Origin of the sequence: Arthrobacter sp. CG_A4 (assembly GCF_035985125.1) — a bacterium.
In the GTDB taxonomy this organism is placed as follows: domain Bacteria; phylum Actinomycetota; class Actinomycetes; order Actinomycetales; family Micrococcaceae; genus Arthrobacter.
In genome coordinates this window covers 1-20,933 of sequence record NZ_JAXCID010000011.1, presented here as the reverse complement: position 1 = coordinate 20,933, position 20,933 = coordinate 1, and the positions used below count along the sequence as shown (strand labels likewise).

The window sequence follows — 20,933 nt, the reverse complement described above, 5'->3', positions numbered from 1 at the left end:
GGATGGACTGCACGTTCGCCGCCGGCTCGGTTGAGCCGGCGGCGTCCGGGAAGTATTACCAGCGGTAGTGTGCGAAGGCCTTGTTGGACTCGGCCATCTTGTGGGTGTCTTCGCGACGCTTCACAGCGGCACCGAGACCGTTGGACGCATCCAGAATCTCGTTCTGGAGGCGCTCGGTCATGGTCTTCTCCCGGCGGGCCTTGGAGTAGCCCACCAGCCAGCGCAGGGCGAGGGCCGTGGAGCGGCCCGGCTTGACCTCAACCGGAACCTGGTAGGTGGCGCCACCGACGCGGCGGGAGCGGACCTCGAGGGAAGGCTTGACGTTCTCCATGGCCTTCTTCAGGGAGGCAACCGGGTCGCCGCCGGACTTGGCACGGGCACCCTCAAGGGCACCGTAGACAATGCGCTCTGCGGTGGACTTCTTGCCGTCAACCAGCACCTTGTTGATGAGCTGGGTGACCAGCGGGGAGCCGTAAACGGGATCTAGAACTAGCGGCCGCTTAGGGGCCGGACCCTTGCGAGGCATATTACTTCTTCTCCATCTTTGCGCCGTAGCGGCTACGAGCCTGCTTACGGTTTTTGACACCCTGGGTATCGAGGGCGCCACGGACGATCTTGTAGCGGACACCCGGAAGGTCCTTAACACGGCCGCCACGTACAAGCACAATGGAGTGCTCCTGGAGGTTGTGGCCTACACCGGGGATGTAAGCGGTGACTTCAACGCCGCCGTTGAGGCGCACACGTGCCACCTTACGGAGGGCCGAGTTCGGCTTCTTCGGGGTGGTGGTGTACACGCGGGTGCAAACACCGCGGCGCATCGGGCTGCCGTTAAGCGCGGGTGCCTTGGTCTTTTTGACCTTAGGCGTGCGGCCCTTGCGGACCAGCTGGTTAATCGTAGGCACTCTCGTGTTCTCCGTTTTATCCGGAGCGGCCGGTGGCAGCCGCTCTCTTGTCGCTGCGCCCCGCCGCCCGAGCCGTGAAGTTCTCTCCGGGGCAGCTGTGGCGAAGCCTTAATAGTCGGACCGCACGCCGGGACTCACGGATTTACATCCTGGAGTGCCCCTAGGCATGCGAAAATGTGGCATACGTTGCACAGGAACCCTGCAAACCGGAAACGTCGTCCTGACCCAGCTTCTCAGCTGTAGCCAGCGCACTCATCCACTGCCACAAAACAATTAATACTAAGACTAACACGGACGGCCCCCAGCCCTTAATCCGCGCCCACTCCGACGGGTTTAAAAGGGGATGGCCCCCCACCTTGCGGTGCGGGACCATCCCATGGTGCAGGCTTTGACCTACCCGCTAGCGGAAGTCGCTTCCCAGGTCGTAGTCATCCAGCGGGATGGCGTGGAACTCGGGAGCCCCGTCGCCGCCCAGGGAATCGTAGGAGAAGTCACTGAACGCGCTGGGGCCGGTGAACAGATTGGCCTTAGCTTCTTCAGTGGGCTCCACCGTGACCTCGGTGTAGCGCGGGAGACCCGTGCCGGCCGGGATGAGCTTACCGATGATGACATTTTCCTTGAGGCCGAGCAGCGGATCGCTCTTGCCTTCCATGGCCGCCTGCGTCAGGACGCGGGTGGTCTCCTGGAAGGAAGCTGCGGACAGCCAGGACTCGGTCGCCAGGGACGCCTTGGTGATGCCCATGAGCTCGGGACGCCCGGATGCCGGCGTCTTTCCCTCGGACACAACACGGCGGTTGGCATCCTCGAAGCGGCTGCGCTCGGCGAGCTCGCCGGGCAGCAGATCCGATTCGCCGGACTCGATGACCGTGACGCGGCGCAGCATCTGGCGGACGATAACCTCGACATGCTTGTCGTGGATACCGATGCCCTGGCTGCGGTACACGCCCTGGACTTCGTCCACCAGGAACTTCTGCGCGGCACGGGGGCCCATGATGCGCAGAACCTGCTTGGGGTCGACCGGACCGTTGATGAGCTTCTGGCCGACGCTGACGTGCTCGCCGTCTTCGATGAGAAGACGTGAACGGCGCAGCACCGGGTAAGCGATCTCTTCGGATCCGTCATCGGGTGTGATGACCAGGCGCATCTGGCGCTCGGACTCTTCGATGGTGATGCGGCCGGCTGCTTCAGCAATCGGTGCGACACCCTTCGGAGTACGGGCTTCAAAGAGCTCCTGGATACGGGGCAGACCCTGGGTGATGTCGTCGCCACCACTGGAGGAAACAGCACCACCGGTGTGGAACGTACGCATGGTCAGCTGGGTACCCGGCTCACCGATGGACTGTGCGGCGATGATGCCCACTGCCTCACCGATGTCCACCGTCTTACCCGTGGCCAGCGAACGGCCGTAGCACAGGGCGCAGGTGCCGACGCCGGACTCACAGGTGAGTACGGAGCGGACCTTGACTTCGGTGATGCCGGCTGCGAACAGTTCGGCAATGACCACGTCGCCGCAGTCGGTGCCGGCTGCTGCTAGGACCTTGCCCTTGGAGTCAACGACGTCCACGGCCAGGGTCCGGGCGTAGGCGCTGTTCTCGACGTTCTCGTCGAGGACCAGCTCACCGTTGGCGTCCGCCACCGCAATGGCCGTCATGAGGCCGCGCTCGGTGCCGCAGTCCTCCTCACGGACGATGACGTCCTGCGAGACGTCCACCAGACGACGGGTCAGGTAACCCGAGTTGGCGGTACGCAGCGCGGTGTCAGCCAGACCCTTACGGGCACCGTGCGTGGCGATGAAGTATTCCAGCACCGACAGGCCCTCGCGGTAGGAGGACTTGATGGGACGCGGGATGATCTCACCCTTGGGGTTGGCCACCAGGCCACGGATACCCGCGATCTGACGGACCTGCATCCAGTTACCACGGGCACCGGAGGACACCATGCGGTTGATGGTGTTCATCGGCGACAGGTTGTCACGCATCGCCTGGGCGATTTCGTTCGTTGCCTTGTTCCAGATCTCGATCAGTTCCTGGCGACGCTCGTCGTCGTCGATCAGGCCTTTGTCGTACTGGCCCTGGATCTTGGCGGCCATAGTCTCGTAACCGGCGAGGATCCGCGGCTTGTCCTTGGGCACCTCGATGTCGGAGATGGCGACGGTGACGCCGGACCGGGTGGCCCAGTAGAAACCGGCATCCTTCAGGTTGTCCAGCGTTGCCGCCGTGACCACCTTCGGGTAGCGCTCGGCGAGGTCGTTGACGATCGTGGACAGTTCGCCCTTGTCCGCAACGTTCTCCACCCACGGGTAATCGGCGGGCAGGGTCTCGTTGAAGAGGACCTGTCCCAGCGAGGTCTGGACCAGGACGGTCTGACCCGGTTCATAGCCTTCCGGAGCTTCCCAGCCGGCGTAGGGGACAAAGCCCTCAAGCCGGATCTTGACCTGGGAGTTCAGGTGCAGTTCGTGCAGGTCGAACGCCATGATGGCTTCCGACACGGAGGAGAAGATCCGGCCCTCGCCAGCTGAACCGACACGCTTGGTGGTCAGGTGGTAGAGGCCGATGATCATATCCTGCGAAGGCAGCGTCACCGGGCGGCCGTCGGAGGGCTTCAGGATGTTGTTCGAGGACAGCATCAGGATGCGGGCTTCAGCCTGGGCTTCGGGGCTCAGCGGCAGGTGCACTGCCATCTGGTCGCCGTCGAAGTCTGCGTTGAAAGCGCCACAAACCAGCGGGTGAAGCTGGATTGCCTTACCTTCAACAAGCTGCGGTTCGAACGCCTGGATGCCGAGACGGTGCAGGGTGGGTGCACGGTTCAGCAGCACGGGGTGCTCGGTGATGATCTCTTCGAGGACATCCCAGACCTGCGGGCGGTAGCGCTCCACCATCCGCTTCGCCGACTTGATGTTCTGGGCGTGGTTGAGGTCAACCAGGCGCTTCATCACGAACGGCTTGAAGAGCTCCAGGGCCATCTGCTTCGGCAGACCGCACTGGTGCAGCTTCAACTGCGGGCCCACGACGATGACGGAACGGCCGGAGTAGTCAACGCGCTTACCCAGGAGGTTCTGGCGGAAACGGCCCTGCTTGCCCTTGAGCATGTCGCTCAGGGACTTCAGCGGACGGTTGCCCGGTCCGGTGACCGGACGGCCGCGGCGGCCGTTGTCGAAGAGGCTGTCAACGGCTTCCTGAAGCATGCGCTTCTCGTTGTTGACGATGATCTCCGGGGCACCGAGATCAAGCAGGCGCTTGAGGCGGTTGTTGCGGTTGATCACACGACGGTAGAGGTCGTTGAGGTCGGAGGTCGCGAAGCGGCCACCGTCCAGCTGGACCATCGGGCGCAGTTCCGGCGGGATCACCGGGACGGCGTCCAGCACCATGCCGAGCGGGCTGTTGTTGGTGGTCAGGAAGGCATTGACAACCTTGAGCCGCTTCAGGGCACGGGTCTTGCGCTGGCCCTTGCCGTTGGCGATGATGTCGCGGAGCATGTCCGACTCGGCCTGCATGTCAAAGTTCTCAAGACGCTTCTTGATGGCCTCGGCACCCATGGAGCCTTCGAAGTACATGCCGTAGCGGTCGCGCAGTTCGCGGTACAGGCCTTCGTCGCCTTCGAGGTCAGCGACCTTCAGGTTCTTGAAGCGGTCCCAGACCTGCTCGAGGCGCTCGATTTCAGCATCCGCGCGCTTGCGGACGTTGGCCATCTGGCGGTCAGCGGAGTCGCGGGCCTTCTTCTTGTCGGCAGCCTTGGCGCCTTCGCCTTCGAGACGGGCAATCTCGTTCTCGAGGTCGCGGGCGATCGTGGCGATGTCCGAGTCGCGGTTGTCGATCAGCTGCTTCTTCTCGATGTCGTGCTCAACCTGCAGGTTGGGCAGTTCCTCGTGGCGGCTGTCAGCGTCGACGCTCGTGATCATGTAGGCAGCGAAGTAAATGACCTTTTCGAGGTCCTTCGGCGCCAGGTCAAGGAGGTAGCCCAGGCGGGACGGGACACCCTTGAAGTACCAGATGTGCGTGACCGGGGCGGCCAGCTCGATGTGGCCCATGCGCTCACGGCGCACCTTCGCACGGGTGACCTCAACGCCACACCGCTCGCAGATGATGCCCTTGAAGCGCACGCGCTTGTACTTACCGCAGTAGCACTCCCAGTCGCGGGACGGGCCGAAGATCTTCTCGCAGAAGAGGCCGTCCTTCTCAGGCTTGAGCGTGCGGTAATTGATGGTTTCCGGCTTCTTAACCTCGCCGTAAGACCAGCCACGGATGTCTTCCGCGGTGGCGAGGCCGATCTGCATGAGGCCGAAGGAGGATTCGCTGGACATATGGTCCCTGTTCTCTCTTGTTCGCTAAATTCTGAGGTCTTGGGTTACGGGAAGAGGGAGGTGATGTTCGACGGCGGGTGGTGACCCGCCGTCGAACCCCACCTGCTAGACCTCTTCTACGGAACTGGGCTCTGCACGAGACAGATCGATGCCCAGTTCTTCCGCAGCCGTGAAGACTGCGTCATCAGAGTCACGCATTTCAATTGTGGTTCCGTCCGTGGAAAGCACTTCCACGTTCAGGCACAGCGACTGCATTTCCTTGATCAAGACCTTGAAGGACTCAGGAACGCCCGGCTCCGGGATGTTCTCGCCCTTGACGATGGCTTCGTAGACCTTCACACGACCGTGGATATCATCGGACTTGATCGTGAGGAGTTCCTGGAGCGTGTAGGCGGCGCCATAGGCTTCGAGCGCCCACACTTCCATTTCACCGAAGCGCTGGCCACCGAACTGTGCCTTACCACCCAGCGGCTGCTGCGTGATCATGGAGTACGGGCCGGTGGAGCGCGCGTGGATCTTGTCGTCCACCAGGTGGTGGAGCTTCAGGATGTACATGTAGCCGACCGAGATCGGATCCGGGAACGGCTCGCCGGAGCGGCCGTCGAAGAGCCGGGTCTTGCCTGAAGAGTTGATCAGGCGGACGCCGTCGCGGGTGACGTTGGTGGAGTCGAGGAGACCAGTGATTTCCTCTTCACGCGCGCCGTCGAAGACCGGCGTTGCAACAGTGGTGGAGCCACTCTCGCGCGGCAGGTTCGGCAGCTGCTTGACCCACTCGGGCTCGCCTTCGATCTTCCAGCCGGTCTTGGCAACCCAGCCGAGGTGCGTTTCCAGCACCTGGCCGACGTTCATCCGGCCCGGAACACCCAGCGGGTTCAGGACGATATCAACGGGGGTACCGTCGGCAAGGAAGGGCATGTCCTCGATCGGAAGGATCTTGGAGATAACGCCCTTGTTGCCGTGCCGGCCGGCGAGCTTGTCGCCGTCGGTGATCTTACGCTTGGCAGCCACGTAGACGCGGACCAGCTGGTTGACGCCCGGGGGCAGCTCGTCGTCGTTGTCGCGGTCGAAGACGCGGACACCGATCACGGTGCCGGACTCGCCGTGCGGAACCTTCAGGGAGGTGTCGCGCACTTCGCGGGACTTCTCACCGAAGATGGCGCGCAGCAGGCGCTCTTCCGGGGTCAGCTCGGTCTCGCCCTTGGGCGTGACCTTTCCGACCAGGATGTCGCCGGCTTCAACCTCGGCACCGATGTGGATGATGCCGCGCTCGTCCAGGCCCGCCAGGACTTCCTCGGACACGTTGGGGATGTCACGGGTGATTTCCTCGGCACCAAGCTTGGTGTCGCGGGCATCGATCTCGTGCTCCTCGATGTGGATGGAGGACAGAACGTCCTCGGCCACGATGCGCTGGGACAGGATAATGGCATCCTCGAAGTTGTGGCCTTCCCATGACATGAATGCCACGAGCAGGTTCTTTCCGAGGGCCAGTTCGCCCTGGTCCGTTGCCGGGCCGTCGGCGATGATGCCGCCGACCTCCAGGCGCTGGCCTTCGTTCACCAGGACACGGTTGTTGTAACAGTTGCCCTGGTTGGAGCGGGCGAACTTGTTGATGCGGTAGTTGGTTTCCGTACCGTCGTCGTTGAGCATGATGACCAGCTCGGCGGAGACCTCGGTAACCACACCTGCCTTCTTGGCGATGGTGACGTCACCGGCGTCTACGGCGGCGGCACGCTCCATGCCGGTACCGACGAACGGTGCCTCGGAACGGACCAGCGGCACGGCCTGGCGCTGCATGTTGGCACCCATGAGGGCGCGGTTTGCATCGTCATGCTCCAGGAACGGGATCAGGGCGGTAGCCACGGACACCATCTGGCGCGGGGAGACGTCCATGAACTCGACCTCGGCGGCGGGGACCAGCACAGGCTCGCCTCCACCACCACGGGCGCGGACCAGGACGGTCTCTTCGGCGAACTTCTTGTTCGCATCCAGCGGCGCGTTGGCCTGGGCAATCAGGACCTCGGCTTCGTCGTCGGCCGTGAGGTACTCGACCTCATCGGACACAACGCCCTCGGAAACGAGACGGTAAGGAGTCTCGATGAAACCGAACGGGTTGATGCGTCCGTAGGAAGCCAGCGAACCGATCAGGCCAATGTTCGGGCCTTCAGGGGTTTCGATGGGGCACATACGTCCGTAGTGCGACGGGTGCACGTCGCGGACTTCCATGCCGGCACGGTCGCGGGACAGACCACCCGGGCCAAGAGCCGACAGGCGGCGCTTGTGGGTCAGACCCGAGAGCGGGTTGTTCTGGTCCATGAACTGGGACAGCTGGGACGTTCCGAAGAACTCCTTGATGGCTGCCACGACGGGGCGGATGTTGATCAGCGTCTGCGGCGTGATGGCCTCGACGTCCTGGGTGGTCATCCGCTCGCGGACGACGCGCTCCATTCGGGACAGGCCGGTGCGGACCTGGTTCTCGATGAGCTCGCCGACGGCGCGGATGCGGCGGTTGCCGAAGTGGTCGATGTCATCGATCTCAACGCGCAGCTCGTGGTCCTGGCCGTCGCGCTTGCCCGTGAGGGTCTTCTCGCCGGCGTGCAGCGCAACGAGGAACTTGATCATGGCAACGATGTCCTCAACGTGCAGGACGGACGCTTCCTTGTCACCAAGGGACCGGTCAATGCCGAGCTTGCGGTTGATCTTGTAACGGCCAACCTTCGCCAGGTCGTAGCGCTTTGAGTTGAAGTACAGGTTGTCCAGCAGTGACTGGGCAGCCTCGACCGTGGGCGGCTCGCCCGGTCGCAGCTTCCGGTAGATGTCGAGCAACGCGTCTTCGCGGGTCTCGGTGGCGTCTTTCTCCAGCGTCGCGCGCATGGAGTCGTACTGGCCGAACTCTTCGAGGATCTGGCCTTCGGTCCAGCCGAGGGCCTTCAGCAGTACCGTGACGGACTGCTTGCGCTTGCGGTCGAGGCGAACGCCGACCTGGTCGCGCTTGTCGATTTCGAGTTCGAACCAGGCGCCGCGGGACGGGATGATCTTCGCGGTGAAGATGTCCTTGTCGCTGGTCTTGTCCGCGGTGCGCTCAAAGTAGGCGCCCGGGGAACGGACCAGCTGGGAGACAACAACACGCTCGGTGCCGTTGACGACGAAGGTACCCTTTTCGGTCATCAGCGGGAAGTCACCCATGAACACGGTCTGCTGCTTGATTTCGCCCGTGTTGTTGTTCATGAACTCAGCCTTGACGTACAGCGGAGCCGAGTACGTGGCGTCCCGGTCCTTGCACTCGGCCATGGTGTACTTCGGATCAGCGAACTCCGGCTCGGAGAAGCTCAGGGACATGGTGCCCTGGAAATCCTCGATCGGGGAGATCTCTTCGAAGATGTCAGACAGACCCGAGGAGGTGGCGACGCTGAGGTCGCCTTCTTCGGTGGCCTTCGCCACGCGTGCCTGCCAGCGTTCGTTTCCGACCAGCCAGTCAAAGCTGTCCGTTTGCAGGGCAAGCAGATTCGGGACATCAAGAGGTTCGTGAATCTTTGCGAATGAGAGCCGGCGGGTTGCACCGTCGGTGCTGTCGGCATTGATAGCGGTAGCGTTGTTTACATTAGAGGTGCTCGAGGCGACCAAGAGGGATCCTTCCACAGACCTTCAGGCGTTGTCAGATCTTCCCCGCTATGTACCCTGCGGAGTGACTCCGCAGTGCTACCAGTCCGGTTCCGCTATATGACCCGAAACCCGGCACTGGCCATGGTGGTGCGCGTATAGACGGCACATCAATGGCGCAGCTGCCAGGCTAAGCCCACCGCTATATGAAGGCTGAAGGTAAACAGGGAAGACGCAAATATCTACAATACGGTAAAGCAACCTACTTGTCTACCCCACTTCCGGCGCGATTGCAAGCACCCGGCGCGGCCCCCGTCTTTCGCTGACGGACCGCTGACGGACCGCCCGACGACGGCCGAAATGGCCAGGTGACAGGGCTCACGATAGCCTTGTCCTACCTCGCTACAGATCGGAAGAGACCCACCATGACCAGCCCCGCAGACAACAATGATGTTGTGATCCTCGCCGCCGCCCGCACCCCCCAGGGCCGCCTCAACGGGCAGCTGGCCAGCTTCACGGCCGTGGAACTCGGAGCCCATGCCATCCGGTCGGCCCTTGCCGCCAGTGGAGTGCCGGCGGAGCGGGTGGACGCGGTCATCATGGGCCAGGTCCTGCAGGCCGGCGCCGGGCAGAACCCTGCCCGGCAGGGCGCCATCGGCGCCGGCATCGGCTGGAATGTCCCCGCCGTGACCATCAACAAGGTCTGCCTGTCCGGTCTCACCGCCGTGATCGACGCGGCCAGGATGATCCGCAGCGGTGACGCCACCGTCGTCGTCGCCGGCGGCCAGGAGTCGATGACCCGTGCCCCGCACATCCTGCCGGGATCCCGGCAGGGCTGGACCTACGGTGCCATCCAGGCGCTCGACGTCGCCGCCCACGACGGTCTGACCGACGCCTTCGACGGGCAGTCTATGGGCCTGTCCACGGAGACCAAGAACTTCACTCTCGGCATCGACCGCACCTCGCAGGACGAGGTGGCGGCCATGTCACACCAGCGCGCCGCCCGGGCCGCCAAGGACGGGATCTTCGACGGCGAGATCGCCCCCATCAGCGTCAAGCAGCGCAGGGGGGAGCCGGTGGTTGTGGCCAAGGACGAGGGCCTCCGGCCCGACACCACGGTGGAGTCCCTCGCCGGCCTGCGGGCCGCGTTCGTCACGGACGGCACCATCACCGCCGGCAACTCCTCCCCGTTGTCCGACGGCGCCTCCGCCCTCGTGCTGTCCTCGCGGAAGTTCGCCGAAGACAACGGCCTGGAATACCTGGCGGTCGTCGGCAAGCCCGGGCAGGTCGCCGGGCCGGACAACTCACTGCACTCCCAGCCTTCGAACGCGATCACGAGCGCGCTGGGCAAGGCGGGCTGGTCCGCCGCCGACCTGGACTTCATCGAAATCAACGAGGCGTTCGGCTCCGTCGCCGTGCAGTCCCTCAAGGACCTCGACTACCCGCTGGAGAAATGCAACATCCACGGCGGCGCGATCGCCCTGGGCCACCCGATCGGCGCGTCCGGTGCCCGCCTGGCCCTGCACGCCGCGCACGAGCTGAAGCGGCGCGGCACGGGCAAGGCGGCCGTGTCCCTATGCGGCGGCGGCGGCCAGGGCGAAGCCCTGCTGCTGTTCCGCGACTGACCCGCACGGCCAACTAACAACGCGGGGTCACTTACGGCCCATCCCACCGGGTGGGATGGGCCGTAAGTGACCCCGCGTTGCTGTTGGGGGTGGGCCTATGGGGTTACTGCCAGCGCCCGGCCGTCCACGGTGAGACGCCAGTTGTTCTGGCTGAACACCGCCACGTCCAGGGTGCCGTGGTCCACGACGTAGTCGATGATGCGTTGCCGGATCTCCTGCTGGCTGTTGGAGAGCACCGGCGCCGTCTTCACGCCGGGAAAGTTGCCGCCGCCGCTCTGGCGGTAGTTGTTGATGGCCAGCGCAAACTCCTGGTCCGGCCGCAGGGCTGCGCCGCCGTACGTGAGATTGGCAATCCGCTCCCCCACCGGCCTGGCAAGGTCGATCTCGTAGTTCAGCGGCGCGTCCAGGCCGTAGACGACGTCGTAGTTGTAGTCCGGCGTTCCGCCCGGCGCCATTGCCGTGACGGCGTTGGTGACGTCCGCGGCGCGGGCCGTGGCGGTGGACACCGGCTTGAAGTACCGGGCGGACCACTCCAGATAGGCCTTGACCTGGTCCCCGGTGACCTTGACGGACAGCAGGGTGTTGTCGAAGATGTAGAGCCCGGCCACGTCGCGGATGGTCAGCGGCCCGGCCTTGACATCCACCGCACGCGAGAAGGCCGCCGCGATGGACAGCACGGGCAGGCCCGCGGCCGGCCCGCTGGCCAGCTCCGCCTTTACAGTGCTGGCCTGGACATAGTTGATGGCGTCGATCGCGGCAGAGTCCTCCCAGCAGGCGGTGGCGGTGCTGAGCGCACCTGTGGACGTGCCGATCACCTCGTTCACGTACTTCACCGTGGCCTCGTGCCCGGCCTGCACGGCGCGGACGACGGCGGGATCGGCGTCGGCCGTCCGGGCGTCCAGCAGGTGCGAGTGCGCGGCGGTGACTGTCCAGGATCCCTTCACCTTGGCCAGTTCGAGGTCCATGACGGAGACCCGCATGCCCCACTTGAGCGGTTCCGTCAGGAGCACCTGCTTGCCGGTGGCCTTGTTGGCCACGAAGCGTTCCGGTATCTCCTGGTGGGCGTGGCCCACCAGGATGGCGTCGATACCGGGGACCTCTTCGGCGAGCTGTGTGGAAGCGTTCTCCGGGAACGGCAGCGCGTCACCGTAGGACGAGCCCGGCGTCGCGCCTGAATGGCTGGAAATGATCACGACGTCGGCGCCGTCAGCCTTCATTTGCGGGATGACAGTCCTGGCCTCCTCGACGATGCCGTTGAAGTCCAGCTTGCCCTGGACATTGTCACGGTCCCAGAGCGCACAGCCGGGGGTCACAAAGCCCACCAGGCCCACGGTCAGCCAGCCGTTGTCCGTCTTCACCCGCTTGAGGACGTAGGGGGTGAAGGCGCGCCGGCCGGTCACGGCGTCGTGGACGTTGGCACCGAGCAGCGGGAAGTCGAGCTGCTTTTCCCAGCTGCGCAGGAGCGGGATGCCGTAGTTGAATTCGTGGTTGCCGAGACCCACGGCGTCGTAGCCCACCGCATTCATGGCCAGCGCCATGGGGTGCTTGACAGTTGCTGAGATGGGCGAGATTTTGGCGAAGTAGTAGGCCAGGGGCGTGCCCTGGATGGTGTCTCCGGCGTCGATGGTGAGGGTGTTGGCAGCACCACGCTCGGCCCGCATGGCCTTGATCAGGGTGGAGGCCTGGGCGATGCCGATCTTGTTCCCTGCGTTGTCCGCATAGGGCGCGTTCTTGAAGTAGTCCCAGTTGAAGACGTTGTTGTGCAGATCCGTGGTGCCGAGAACCGTCAGGGTGAACTGCTTCTCGCCGTTCGCCCGCGCGCCGGGTGCAGCCTGGGCGGCGGGGGCCCCGGCCAGCGTCGCGGCGGCGGCGCTGCCGCCCACAAGGGCCGCGCTGAGCATGGCGCGGCGGGAGAGCGAAGGGTTGGGGTCTGTCATTGTGTGAACTCCTCAACGTTGGCGGCCTGTTGGCACAAAGCCAAAGTCTAGGGGGACCGCAGACCGTGGAATAGAGAGTTCGCAATCTTTTTTGCAAACTTCATAGGCCGTTGGTTTCTGCCCGGAGACCGCCCGGGACGCAGAAAACCCCGCCCACCGGAGCGGACGGGGTTCCCGGAGCAGCGCAGAAACTGAACGTTCCCGAGCTGCCGGAACAGCGAGTTACTTGAGGGTAACGCGTGCGCCGGCTTCTTCGAGCTGGGCAACAGCCTTCTCGGCAGCTTCCTTGGTGACGCCTTCGAGGATGGCCTTCGGAGCGCTGTCAACAACGTCCTTGGCTTCCTTGAGGCCCAGGGAAGTAATTGCACGAACTTCCTTGATGACTGCAATCTTCTTGTCGCCCGGGTGCTCCAGGATGACGTCGAATGCGGTCTGCTCTTCTTCTTCGGCGGGGCCACCGGCAGCGGGGCCAGCAACTGCAACAGCAGCGGCCGTAACTTCGAAGGTCTCTTCGAAGAGCTTGACGAACTCAGAGAGCTCGATGATGGTCAGTTCCTTGAAAGCTTCAATGAGCTCTTCGTTGGTGAGCTTCGCCATGGTGTGGCGTCCTTCCTATAGTGGTGTTCGGCGGCCTGGGGCCATGCCTTCACACCGGAGTCTGGTTTAGAGAGTTAGTTCTCTTCGGGGGCTGCGGCAGCAGCGGGAGCGACAGCCTCTGCTGCTGCATCTGCTGCGGGTGCCTCAGCCGGAGCTTCAGCGTCGGCCGGGGCTTCTTCAGCGGCGGGTGTTTCGGCTCCAGCCGGCGCACCGTTCTCTTCTTCAAGCTTGAGGCGCAGTGCGTCGATGATGCGTACAGCGGCGGCAGCAGGAGCCTTGAGGATGCCTGCAACCTTGGCGAGCTGCAGCTCGCGGGACTCGAGTGCTGCCAGGGCAGCTACTTCGCTGGCGTTCAGTGCCTTGCCCTCGAAGTAACCGGTTTTGATAACCAGCTGCTTGTTGGTCTTGGCAAAATCCGTCAGGCTCTTGGCAGCGGCAACTGCGTCACCCTTGATGAACGCAATTGCAGTGGGGCCGGCGAGCTGGCCGTCGAATGCTTCGACACCGGCTTCCTTGGCTGCAATGGCGGTCAGGGTGTTCTTGACGACCGAGAACTTGGTGTCCTGGCCGAGAGAGACACGCAGCTGCTTGAGCTGTGCAACGGTGAGCCCGCGGTATTCGGTCAGGACAGCGGCGTTCGATTCCTTGAAATCGTTAGTGATCTCAGCTACTGCTGAAACCTTGCTAGGCGTTGCCATAACCCTCCTTCCGGGGATAGTGCCGGTATTTCCGGGTCCCCGCTCAACAGAGCTAAAACAAAAAAACGCCCCGCGCAGATGCACGGGGCTTGTCTCGACGCGGTCCATGACCGCGGAGCTTCGCTTCGTTCACCTGCGCCGGCCGCCCTATGTTCAGGGTCCTTCGTCCGGAGATCCACTGGCTCTCCCCGGCGCGACTGCAGAAGTGAGTCTTGCTTGGGAGAGTGGATTTCCAACAACCGACGGTCTTTGGTCCCCTTAGCCTACGGGACACCGTGCGCCTGCTCCAAATCGGCCAGGCCAGGGATCCGGCCCAGGGTCAGGGTCAGCTGACTCTGGGCCCGAAGTCCGGCAGTTCCTTCTGCCAGATGCCGGTCACGCCCGCCGTCGTGAACCCGAGCTGCTGGTTGACCTTGAGCAGGTAGCGGTTCTCCGGGGCGTTCCAGGTGTAAAGCACCCGGGCGTTCGGGAACTGCTCGGTGAGCCGCTCCATGTTGGCGACCTTCATCAGCAGGCCCAACTTGTTGCCGCGATGCGCCTGGAGCATCACTGTGTCATCCTGGAATACGACGTCGGGGCGCAGCGCGAGGACGCTGATGGTGGTCAGGCCGACGAGCAAAACGCTGTTGAGGTCCTCGACGGCGGTCACCACCGTCCGGCGGCCCTGCGCGATGGCGACCTCTTCGGCCTGGCGCAGGATGCCGCCGTCGAGCACCATCTCCGGGTCATCGACCCCCGGCACGCCGTCCTCGCCGGCGCTGTTTTCCAGCGTCGCGACGGCCTCAAGCCACTGGTCCGGGCAGCGGTCCGTCCAGTGGTGCAGGCGGTAACGGCCGCCGTTGGCCTCCTCGGCCTCGGCCGCCAGCTCGACGACGAGCCTGCTGTCCAGGGGAAGCCGGCAGGCACTGAACTGTTCGATGTGCTGCAGCGTGTAGCCGGTGTGCCGGGCGAACTCCACCTCGCGGCTGCCCAGCGGGACGAAGCCGGGGCCGCTCCCGGGCACCAGCTGGCCGGACCCGCTGTCGCTGAGAGACGCCCCCGGATGGTTCGTGTCAATGAGGATCGTGTGCCGGCCTTCGTCGCGGGCGAAGTGCTCGGCGGCCTCGAGCAGTTGCCGGCCGACGCCCCGGCGCTGGAACTCGGGCAGGATATCGAGGGTGAATTCCGCGAGGTCGAGGTTGTCCGCGAGGGGCAGCGCGATGTCGACGGTCCCGACAATCTCACCGCCGATCCTGGCCACCAGGATCACCTGGCGTTCGTACGGGTCCGCCATCTCGAGGAGCTTTTCCCCCGGAGCATATGCGAGGTCGTCGCTCCCCCAGGTCTGCATCCGCACCTTGCGTCCGACTTCGACGGCGGCAACGAAGTCCGCGGCGTCCGGCCCGTCCAGGGAATCGGGAATCCACAGCTGTTCAATCCGCACATCGCTTGCCATAGAGGGCATCATCCCCGCCGTTCTGCCATCCACTACGGGTAACGGAAACCCGGCTTCGGCCGGGCTTTCAAGCGACAGCATATGCCTGTTTGCGCCGCCGTTCCATCGGTTGGCCCGTCCCATCGGTCGGCCCGTCCGGGATTACGCCGTAAGCGCCCGCTGCCATTCGCCGTCGTACCCCGCGGGACGGAAGCCGAGCGCGACGTTGATGGCCAGCATATGGTCGTTTTCCGCGGCGTCGTAGGTGAACACCCGTTCCACCGCGGGAAACTCGGCGCGGATCCGGCGGAGGTTGCGGAGCTTGACCAGCATGCCGAGGCGGTGGCCCCGGTGGCCGGCGGCCACCAGGGTGTCGTCCTGGTCGGCCAGCCACGGATTCGACGGAGTCAGCTGCAGTACCGAGTAGGCAGCCAGTTCGCCGCTGCCGCGGTGCCGGGCGGCCGCCACGAGTGCGGTCAGGCCGGCCCGCTGCCGGGTGTCCTCGACGTTCCGGAGCCGCGCCACATCCCACTGTTCCGGGTCATAGCTCAGCTCTCCGGTGGGCGTGTCGATGCTCATCCGCGACATCAGGACCGCGAGCTGGCCAGCCGTCTCCTCCGGGCAGCTGCCCGTCCAGGCCAGCAGTTCGTACTCCGCCCCCGCTGTGGCCAGGGCCTCGCCCTCCAGCGGATCCCACGCGGCGTCGTGTTCGCGCAAATCCCGTGCACTGAAGCGCTCCACCTGCTCTAGGCGGTAGCCCGCCTCCAGTGCGAAGCGGACGCCCCGCGCTGCAGCGGGCAGACCCCGGTTCCGGTGGCCGGCCGGACCAGCCCGGGCCCGTCGACGTCGAAATCGGCGGGATGTTCGGTGAAGCTCTGCAGGATAGTGCGGCCATCCGCGGCGGCCAGCCCTTCTGCATGCCGGAGCAGGGCCAGGCCGATCCCACGCCCGCTGAACTCCGCCAGGACCTGGACATGGATCAGGGCGCTGCCGAGGTTTTCCTGGAGTTCGCAGCGCACCCAGGACCGGGCCACCATCCGCCCATTCTGGCGTACTAAGAAGATCCTCATCCGCCTGTAGGCATCGTCCCGCCAGAATTGCAGCCGGGCCACGGCCGGGCTGGCCCGGTCAAGGCTGCCCCAGGTTTCGAGCGTCAGGGCGTCGCACAGCTTTCCGATTTCCAGGAAATCGCCGGCATCGGAGGAATCGAGGCCGGCCGGGAGGATGAGAGGTTCTATGCGGTACGGCGCTGTAGTCACCGGCACAGCCTAACCGGCCCCGGAATGCGGAAAAGACCGCCCCGCGGATGCGGGGCGGTCTTTTCTGTGGCCTGCTGTATGACCTGGTGAGGATTAGACCTCGGTCAGGACCTTGGTGACGTTGGGGTCAACCGAGATGCCCGGGCCAAACGTCGTGGCGACAGTGGCCTTCTGGATGTAGCGGCCCTTGGAAGCGGACGGCTTGAGGCGAAGAACCTCTTCCAGAGCGGCTGCGTAGTTCTCGGCCAGCTTCAGGGCGTCGAACGAAACCTTGCCGATGATGAAGTGCAGGTTCGAGTGCTTGTCGACGCGGAAGTCGATCTTGCCACCCTTGATGTCGTTGACGGCCTTGGCGACGTCGGCGGTCACGGTGCCCGTCTTCGGGTTCGGCATCAGGTTACGCGGACCCAGGACCTTTCCGAGGCGGCCAACCTTGCCCATAAGGTCGGGGGTGGCGACGGCGGCGTCGAAGTCGGTCCAGCCGGCTGCGATCTTTTCGATCAGGTCATCGGAACCAACGAAGTCGGCGCCGGCAGCGATTGCTGCTTCGGCCTTGACGCCCGTTGCGAAGACGAGAACGCGGGCGGTCTTACCGGTACCGTGGGGCAGGATCACGGTGCCGCGAACCATCTGGTCGGCCTTACGCGGGTCGACGCCCAGGCGGAAAGCGACCTCAACGGTGGCGTCGAACTTGGACGGGTTGCTGTCCTTGGCCAGCGTCACTGCCTCGAACGGCGCGTAGAACTTCTCCGCGTCGATCTTGGCTGCGGCTGCCTCATATGCTTTGCTGCGCTTTGCCATGCTGCTCATTCTCCTTGTGCAGTTGTGGTCTGCGGACCGCGCTGGGCCCTGCCACAGTCGGGATTCCGGCCGGTTTATCCGTGCCGGGTTTCCAACATTTTCAATGATTGGGTGGTGCCGGTTGCCCGGCGGTGCTGACCGGCGTCGTGATCGGTCTCCCGAAACCCGGCGCCTCAGCGGTGGGGAATTAACCCTCGACGGTGATACCCATGGAACGGGCGGTGCCGGCGATGATCTTCGCGGCTCCTTCGAGGCTCGTGGCGTTGAGGTCTTCCATCTTGGTGGTGGCGATCTCGTTGACCTGCGCCTGCGTCAGCTTGGCGACCTTGACGGTGTGCGGGGTCGGTGAACCCTTGGCAACGCCTGCAGCCTTCTTGATGAGCTCCGCAGCCGGCGGGGTCTTGGTGATGAACGTGAACGAGCGGTCCTCGTAAACCGTGATTTCAACCGGAATAACGTTGCCGCGCTGGGCTTCCGTCGCAGCGTTGTACGCCTTGCAGAATTCCATGATGTTGACACCGTGCTGGCCAAGCGCAGGACCGATCGGCGGGGCCGGGTTAGCGGCACCTGCCTGGATCTGCAGCTTGATGAGGCCGGTGACCTTCTTCTTGGGAGCCAATGTAGGTCCTTCTTTCAAATACGTCCTGGGACACAGGAGCGTGCCTCAGCTTGATGGCCGCCATGGCGAGGCGGCCTGCCGCCCCGTGGCTGCTAAGCGGGCAGCCCGGGGCGAATTCTTTGCGGAAAACTAGATCTTGCTGACCTGGTTGAATGCCAGCGTCACGGGGGTCTCGCGTTCGAAGATGGAGACCAGCACCACGAGGGTCTGGGAATCCACCTTGATCTCGGAGATCGTGGCCGGAAGGGTCTCGAACGGGCCCTCTTTGACGATGACAGACTCGCCCACCTCGAAGTCGACGTCGATCTGCGCGGCAGCGTGCTTGATGGGCTTGCCCTTCTCGGCCTGCTCTTCTTCGAAGACCGGGGCGAGCATGGAGAAGACCTCGTCGAGGCGCAGCGGAACCGGGTTGTGGGCGTTGCCCACGAAGCCGGTCACACCGGGGGTGTGGCGGACGGCGCCCCAGGAGGCATCCGTCAGGTCCATGCGGACCAGAACGTAGCCGGGGATGCGGACGCGGTTGATCACCTTGCGCTGAGCGTTCTTGATCTCAACGACTTCCTCCATCGGGACCTGGATTTCGAAGATGTACTCTTCCATGTCCAGGGTCTGGATTCGGGTCTCCAGGTTGGCCTTGACGCGGTTTTCGTAGCCGGCGTAGGAGTGGATGACGAACCAGTCACCTTCCTGGCGGCGCAGCCTGGCTTTGAACTCATCGGCCGGATCAACCTCGGCGGCGGCGGCCGCAGCGGCCAGCGCGTCGTCGGACGCTTCGCCTTCAGCGTCCGCATTTTCGCCCGACCCGGCGTCGGAGGCTTCGCCTTCAGCGTCCGCATTTTCTGCAGCTTCAGCGTCGGTGGACTCTTCGGCTACGGCGTCGGACTCTTCGTTTGACCCGGCGGCTTCACCGGCTACAGCCTCGTCAGCGACGTCGGATTCGGGCGCAGCAGACACAGCCTGGGACTCATCCCCGGCGTCCACCGCGGCGTCCTGGCTCTTATCCAGCTCAGTCTCAGTTACCTCGAGCTCCTGCTCAGACACTTAGTCTCCTGCTTCCTCATTGCCTAACATGCCTATTTAAATGACTCAATTCCGCACACCCCGCAGAGCCTCCGGTATTCCGGGGAAATCCACGCAGTCTGCGGACCGGCCGCCTTAGCGGTCCGTCGGGCCAGTGCCGCCGAAGACCCAGCTCACTCCGGACCCGAAGGCCAGGTCCAGCAGGGTGACGATGATCATCATGATGACCACGAATACCAGCACCACCAGCGTGTAGTTGATCAATTCTTTACGCGTCGGTGCGACGACCTTCTTCAGTTCGCCTATGACCTGGCGGACGAAGAGCGCAATTCGAGCGAAGAAGCCTGCCTTTTTGGCGGCATTCTTGGTGGGGCGGCCTTTGGAGCTGCTGGCAGCTGTTTCGGTCACCTGGTCCCTCACTCATCCTCGCAATGTCGGATTCCCGGCTCTGAACTGAACCATGGTTGCTGCGCTTGCTCCGGAGTGCCCGGAACAGCTTGCGCAGGGCAGACAGGACTCGAACCTGCAACCTGCGGTTTTGGAGACCGCTGCGCTACCAATTGCGCCACTACCCTAAGGATCGAAAAACCGTTCCGGCCGCGTGATCCCCAGAATTCTCTGAGGCGCAGGCCATCATCGTGTTTTCAACACCGGAAATATAGTCTACGCAACAACTGCGCCCACGTCGAACCGGCCTCACCCTGCCCCCTGGCACGCCGCGGAAAGCCGCTGCCTGCCTGCAGTCTCATTTCCACGCCGTCACCCCGGACGATCCGCTGAACGGCATAGAGTAGATTTCGTCGAATCCCACCACCAGCCGTCCGGCTGTAAGCGAAGAATGGACCTGTTATGCCTGCCGCCCGCATTTCACAGCGCATTTCCGCCATAGCCGAATCCGCCACCTTGGCTGTTGATGCCAAGGCGAAGGCGCTGAAGGCGGCCGGCCGCCCGGTCATCGGTTTCGGCGCCGGCGAACCTGACTTTCCAACCCCCGGGTACATCGTGCAGGCCGCCATCGAGGCCGCCGGCCAGCCCAAATACCACCGCTACTCCCCTGCCGGCGGACTGCCGGAGCTGAAGCAGGCCATCGCGGACAAGACCTTCCGGGATTCCGGCTACAAAGCCGGGGCATCGCAGGTTCTCGTCACCAACGGCGGCAAGCAGGCCGTGTACAACACCTTCGCCACGCTGCTCGATCCGGGCGACGAGGTCATCGTCCCCACACCGTTCTGGACCACTTACCCGGAGGCCATCCGGCTCGCCGGCGGCGTACCGGTGGAGGTGTTCGCCGGACCGGAGCAGGACTACCTGGTCACCGTCAAGCAGCTCGACGCCGCCCTGACGGACCGCACCAAGATCCTGCTCTTCGTCTCCCCGTCCAACCCCACCGGTGCCGTCTACCCGCCGGAACAAGTCAAGGAGATCGGCCGGTGGGCCGCCGCCAAGGGCCTGTGGGTGGTCACCGATGAGATCTACGAGCACCTGACCTACGACGGCGTGCCCTTCACCTCAATCGCCACCGCCGTCCCCGAGCTGGGCGACAAGGTGGTTATCCTCAACGGTGTCGCCAAGACCTATGCCATGACCGGCTGGCGCGTGGGCTGGATGATCGGCCCGGCCGACGTCATCAAGGCCGCCACGAACCTGCAGTCCCATGCCACCTCCAACGTCTCCAACATTCCGCAGATGGCCGCCCTTGCCGCCGTGTCCGGCCCGCTGACCGCCGTCGCCGAGATGAAAATCGCCTTCGACCGCCGCCGCAAGGCGATTGTGGCCGGCCTTAACGCCATTGAAGGCCTTGAATGCCCGACGCCGAAGGGCGCCTTCTACGTCTACGCCGACGTCCGCGCCCTGCTGGGCAAGGAATTACCGTCCGCAAACGGCCCGGTCCGGCCCTCGACGTCGGCCGAGCTGGCCACCCTGATTCTGGACGAGATCGAGGTGGCCGTGGTTCCGGGCGAGGCGTTCGGCCCCTCCGGCTATCTCCGCCTGTCCTACGCCCTCGGCGACGAGGACCTGGCCATCGGCGTCGCCCGCCTGCAGGACTTCCTGGGCAAGGCCACCTAACCCCAATGCCGTTCGGTTAAGGGCTGGGGGCGGGTGTCAAGATCCTCGTGCTGAGTGTCGCCGGGTACGTGCGGCGGTCGATATCGCGTTCCTTGGC

Annotated in this window: 16 protein-coding genes and 1 tRNA gene; 2 read left to right on the top strand and 15 right to left on the bottom strand. The window is 64.3% G+C overall.

From position 1 onward, the window contains the following. Positions 1-55: 55 nt before the first annotated feature. The 4 genes from rpsG to rpoB form a co-directional block, all read right to left on the bottom strand. Positions 56-526, bottom strand: a complete 471-nt coding sequence (gene rpsG / locus RCH07_RS06680; protein WP_326966693.1) for a 30S ribosomal protein S7 — start codon at positions 524-526, stop codon at positions 56-58. Between the two features lies 1 nt (position 527). Next, positions 528-902: a 30S ribosomal protein S12 gene (rpsL, locus tag RCH07_RS06675; protein WP_011692814.1), complete on the bottom strand. Its 375-nt coding sequence runs from the start codon at positions 900-902 to the stop codon at positions 528-530. Positions 903-1,302: 400 nt separating this feature from the next. Continuing rightward, on the bottom strand, positions 1,303-5,202 hold the full coding sequence (locus RCH07_RS06670) for a DNA-directed RNA polymerase subunit beta' (RefSeq protein WP_326966692.1): 3,900 nt from the start codon (positions 5,200-5,202) through the stop codon (positions 1,303-1,305). A 105-nt stretch (positions 5,203-5,307) separates the two neighbouring features. Continuing rightward, positions 5,308-8,823, bottom strand: a complete 3,516-nt coding sequence (gene rpoB, locus RCH07_RS06665) for a DNA-directed RNA polymerase subunit beta (RefSeq protein WP_326966691.1) — start codon at positions 8,821-8,823, stop codon at positions 5,308-5,310. Positions 8,824-9,224: 401 nt separating this feature from the next. On the opposite strand from rpoB, the gene RCH07_RS06660 reads away from it, so the two are divergent. After that, on the top strand, positions 9,225-10,424 hold the full coding sequence (locus RCH07_RS06660) for an acetyl-CoA C-acetyltransferase (RefSeq protein WP_326966690.1): 1,200 nt from the start codon (positions 9,225-9,227) through the stop codon (positions 10,422-10,424). Between the two features lie 95 nt (positions 10,425-10,519). Here RCH07_RS06660 and RCH07_RS06655 read toward each other — a convergent pair whose 3' ends face one another. The 11 genes from RCH07_RS06655 to RCH07_RS06605 all read right to left on the bottom strand — a co-directional run bounded on the left by RCH07_RS06655 (position 10,520) and on the right by RCH07_RS06605 (position 19,344). Continuing rightward, a complete protein-coding gene (locus tag RCH07_RS06655; protein WP_326966689.1) occupies positions 10,520-12,361 on the bottom strand; it encodes a bifunctional metallophosphatase/5'-nucleotidase in 1,842 nt (613 codons plus the stop codon). Between the two features lie 222 nt (positions 12,362-12,583). After that, positions 12,584-12,958 carry a 50S ribosomal protein L7/L12 gene (gene rplL, locus RCH07_RS06650; RefSeq protein ID WP_301226786.1) on the bottom strand — a complete coding sequence of 125 codons (375 nt, stop codon included), beginning with the start codon at positions 12,956-12,958 and terminating at the stop codon, positions 12,584-12,586. A 74-nt stretch (positions 12,959-13,032) separates the two neighbouring features. Continuing rightward, positions 13,033-13,656, bottom strand: a complete 624-nt coding sequence (gene rplJ / locus RCH07_RS06645) for a 50S ribosomal protein L10 (RefSeq protein ID WP_326966688.1) — start codon at positions 13,654-13,656, stop codon at positions 13,033-13,035. Between the two features lie 325 nt (positions 13,657-13,981). Continuing rightward, positions 13,982-15,091 carry a GNAT family N-acetyltransferase gene (locus tag RCH07_RS06640; protein ID WP_326966687.1) on the bottom strand — a complete coding sequence of 370 codons (1,110 nt, stop codon included), beginning with the start codon at positions 15,089-15,091 and terminating at the stop codon, positions 13,982-13,984. 141 nt (positions 15,092-15,232) lie between these two features. Then, on the bottom strand, positions 15,233-15,811 hold the full coding sequence (locus RCH07_RS06635; protein ID WP_326966686.1) for a hypothetical protein: 579 nt from the start codon (positions 15,809-15,811) through the stop codon (positions 15,233-15,235). 5 nt (positions 15,812-15,816) lie between these two features. Next, positions 15,817-16,329 (bottom strand): GNAT family N-acetyltransferase, encoded by a 513-nt coding sequence (locus RCH07_RS06630; RefSeq protein WP_326966685.1) that lies wholly within the window; start codon positions 16,327-16,329, stop codon positions 15,817-15,819. A 93-nt stretch (positions 16,330-16,422) separates the two neighbouring features. Beyond that, positions 16,423-17,130 carry a 50S ribosomal protein L1 gene (rplA, locus tag RCH07_RS06625; RefSeq protein ID WP_326966684.1) on the bottom strand — a complete coding sequence of 236 codons (708 nt, stop codon included), beginning with the start codon at positions 17,128-17,130 and terminating at the stop codon, positions 16,423-16,425. 187 nt (positions 17,131-17,317) lie between these two features. After that, positions 17,318-17,749 carry a 50S ribosomal protein L11 gene (gene rplK / locus RCH07_RS06620; RefSeq protein WP_024365990.1) on the bottom strand — a complete coding sequence of 144 codons (432 nt, stop codon included), beginning with the start codon at positions 17,747-17,749 and terminating at the stop codon, positions 17,318-17,320. A gap of 129 nt (positions 17,750-17,878) precedes the next feature. Next, complete coding sequence (gene nusG, locus RCH07_RS06615; RefSeq protein WP_326966683.1) at positions 17,879-18,790, bottom strand: transcription termination/antitermination protein NusG; 912 nt, start codon at positions 18,788-18,790, stop codon at positions 17,879-17,881. A gap of 114 nt (positions 18,791-18,904) precedes the next feature. After that, the gene (gene secE, locus RCH07_RS06610) at positions 18,905-19,177 is read right to left on the bottom strand and encodes a preprotein translocase subunit SecE (protein ID WP_326966682.1); all 273 of its coding nucleotides are present in this window, start codon (positions 19,175-19,177) and stop codon (positions 18,905-18,907) included. A gap of 94 nt (positions 19,178-19,271) precedes the next feature. Continuing rightward, positions 19,272-19,344, bottom strand: a tRNA-Trp gene (locus tag RCH07_RS06605). Between the two features lie 274 nt (positions 19,345-19,618). On the opposite strand from RCH07_RS06605, the gene RCH07_RS06600 reads away from it, so the two are divergent. Continuing rightward, entirely contained in the window at positions 19,619-20,836 is a 1,218-nt protein-coding gene (locus tag RCH07_RS06600; protein ID WP_326966681.1) for a pyridoxal phosphate-dependent aminotransferase, read from the top strand. The last annotated feature ends 97 nt before the right edge of the window (positions 20,837-20,933 follow it).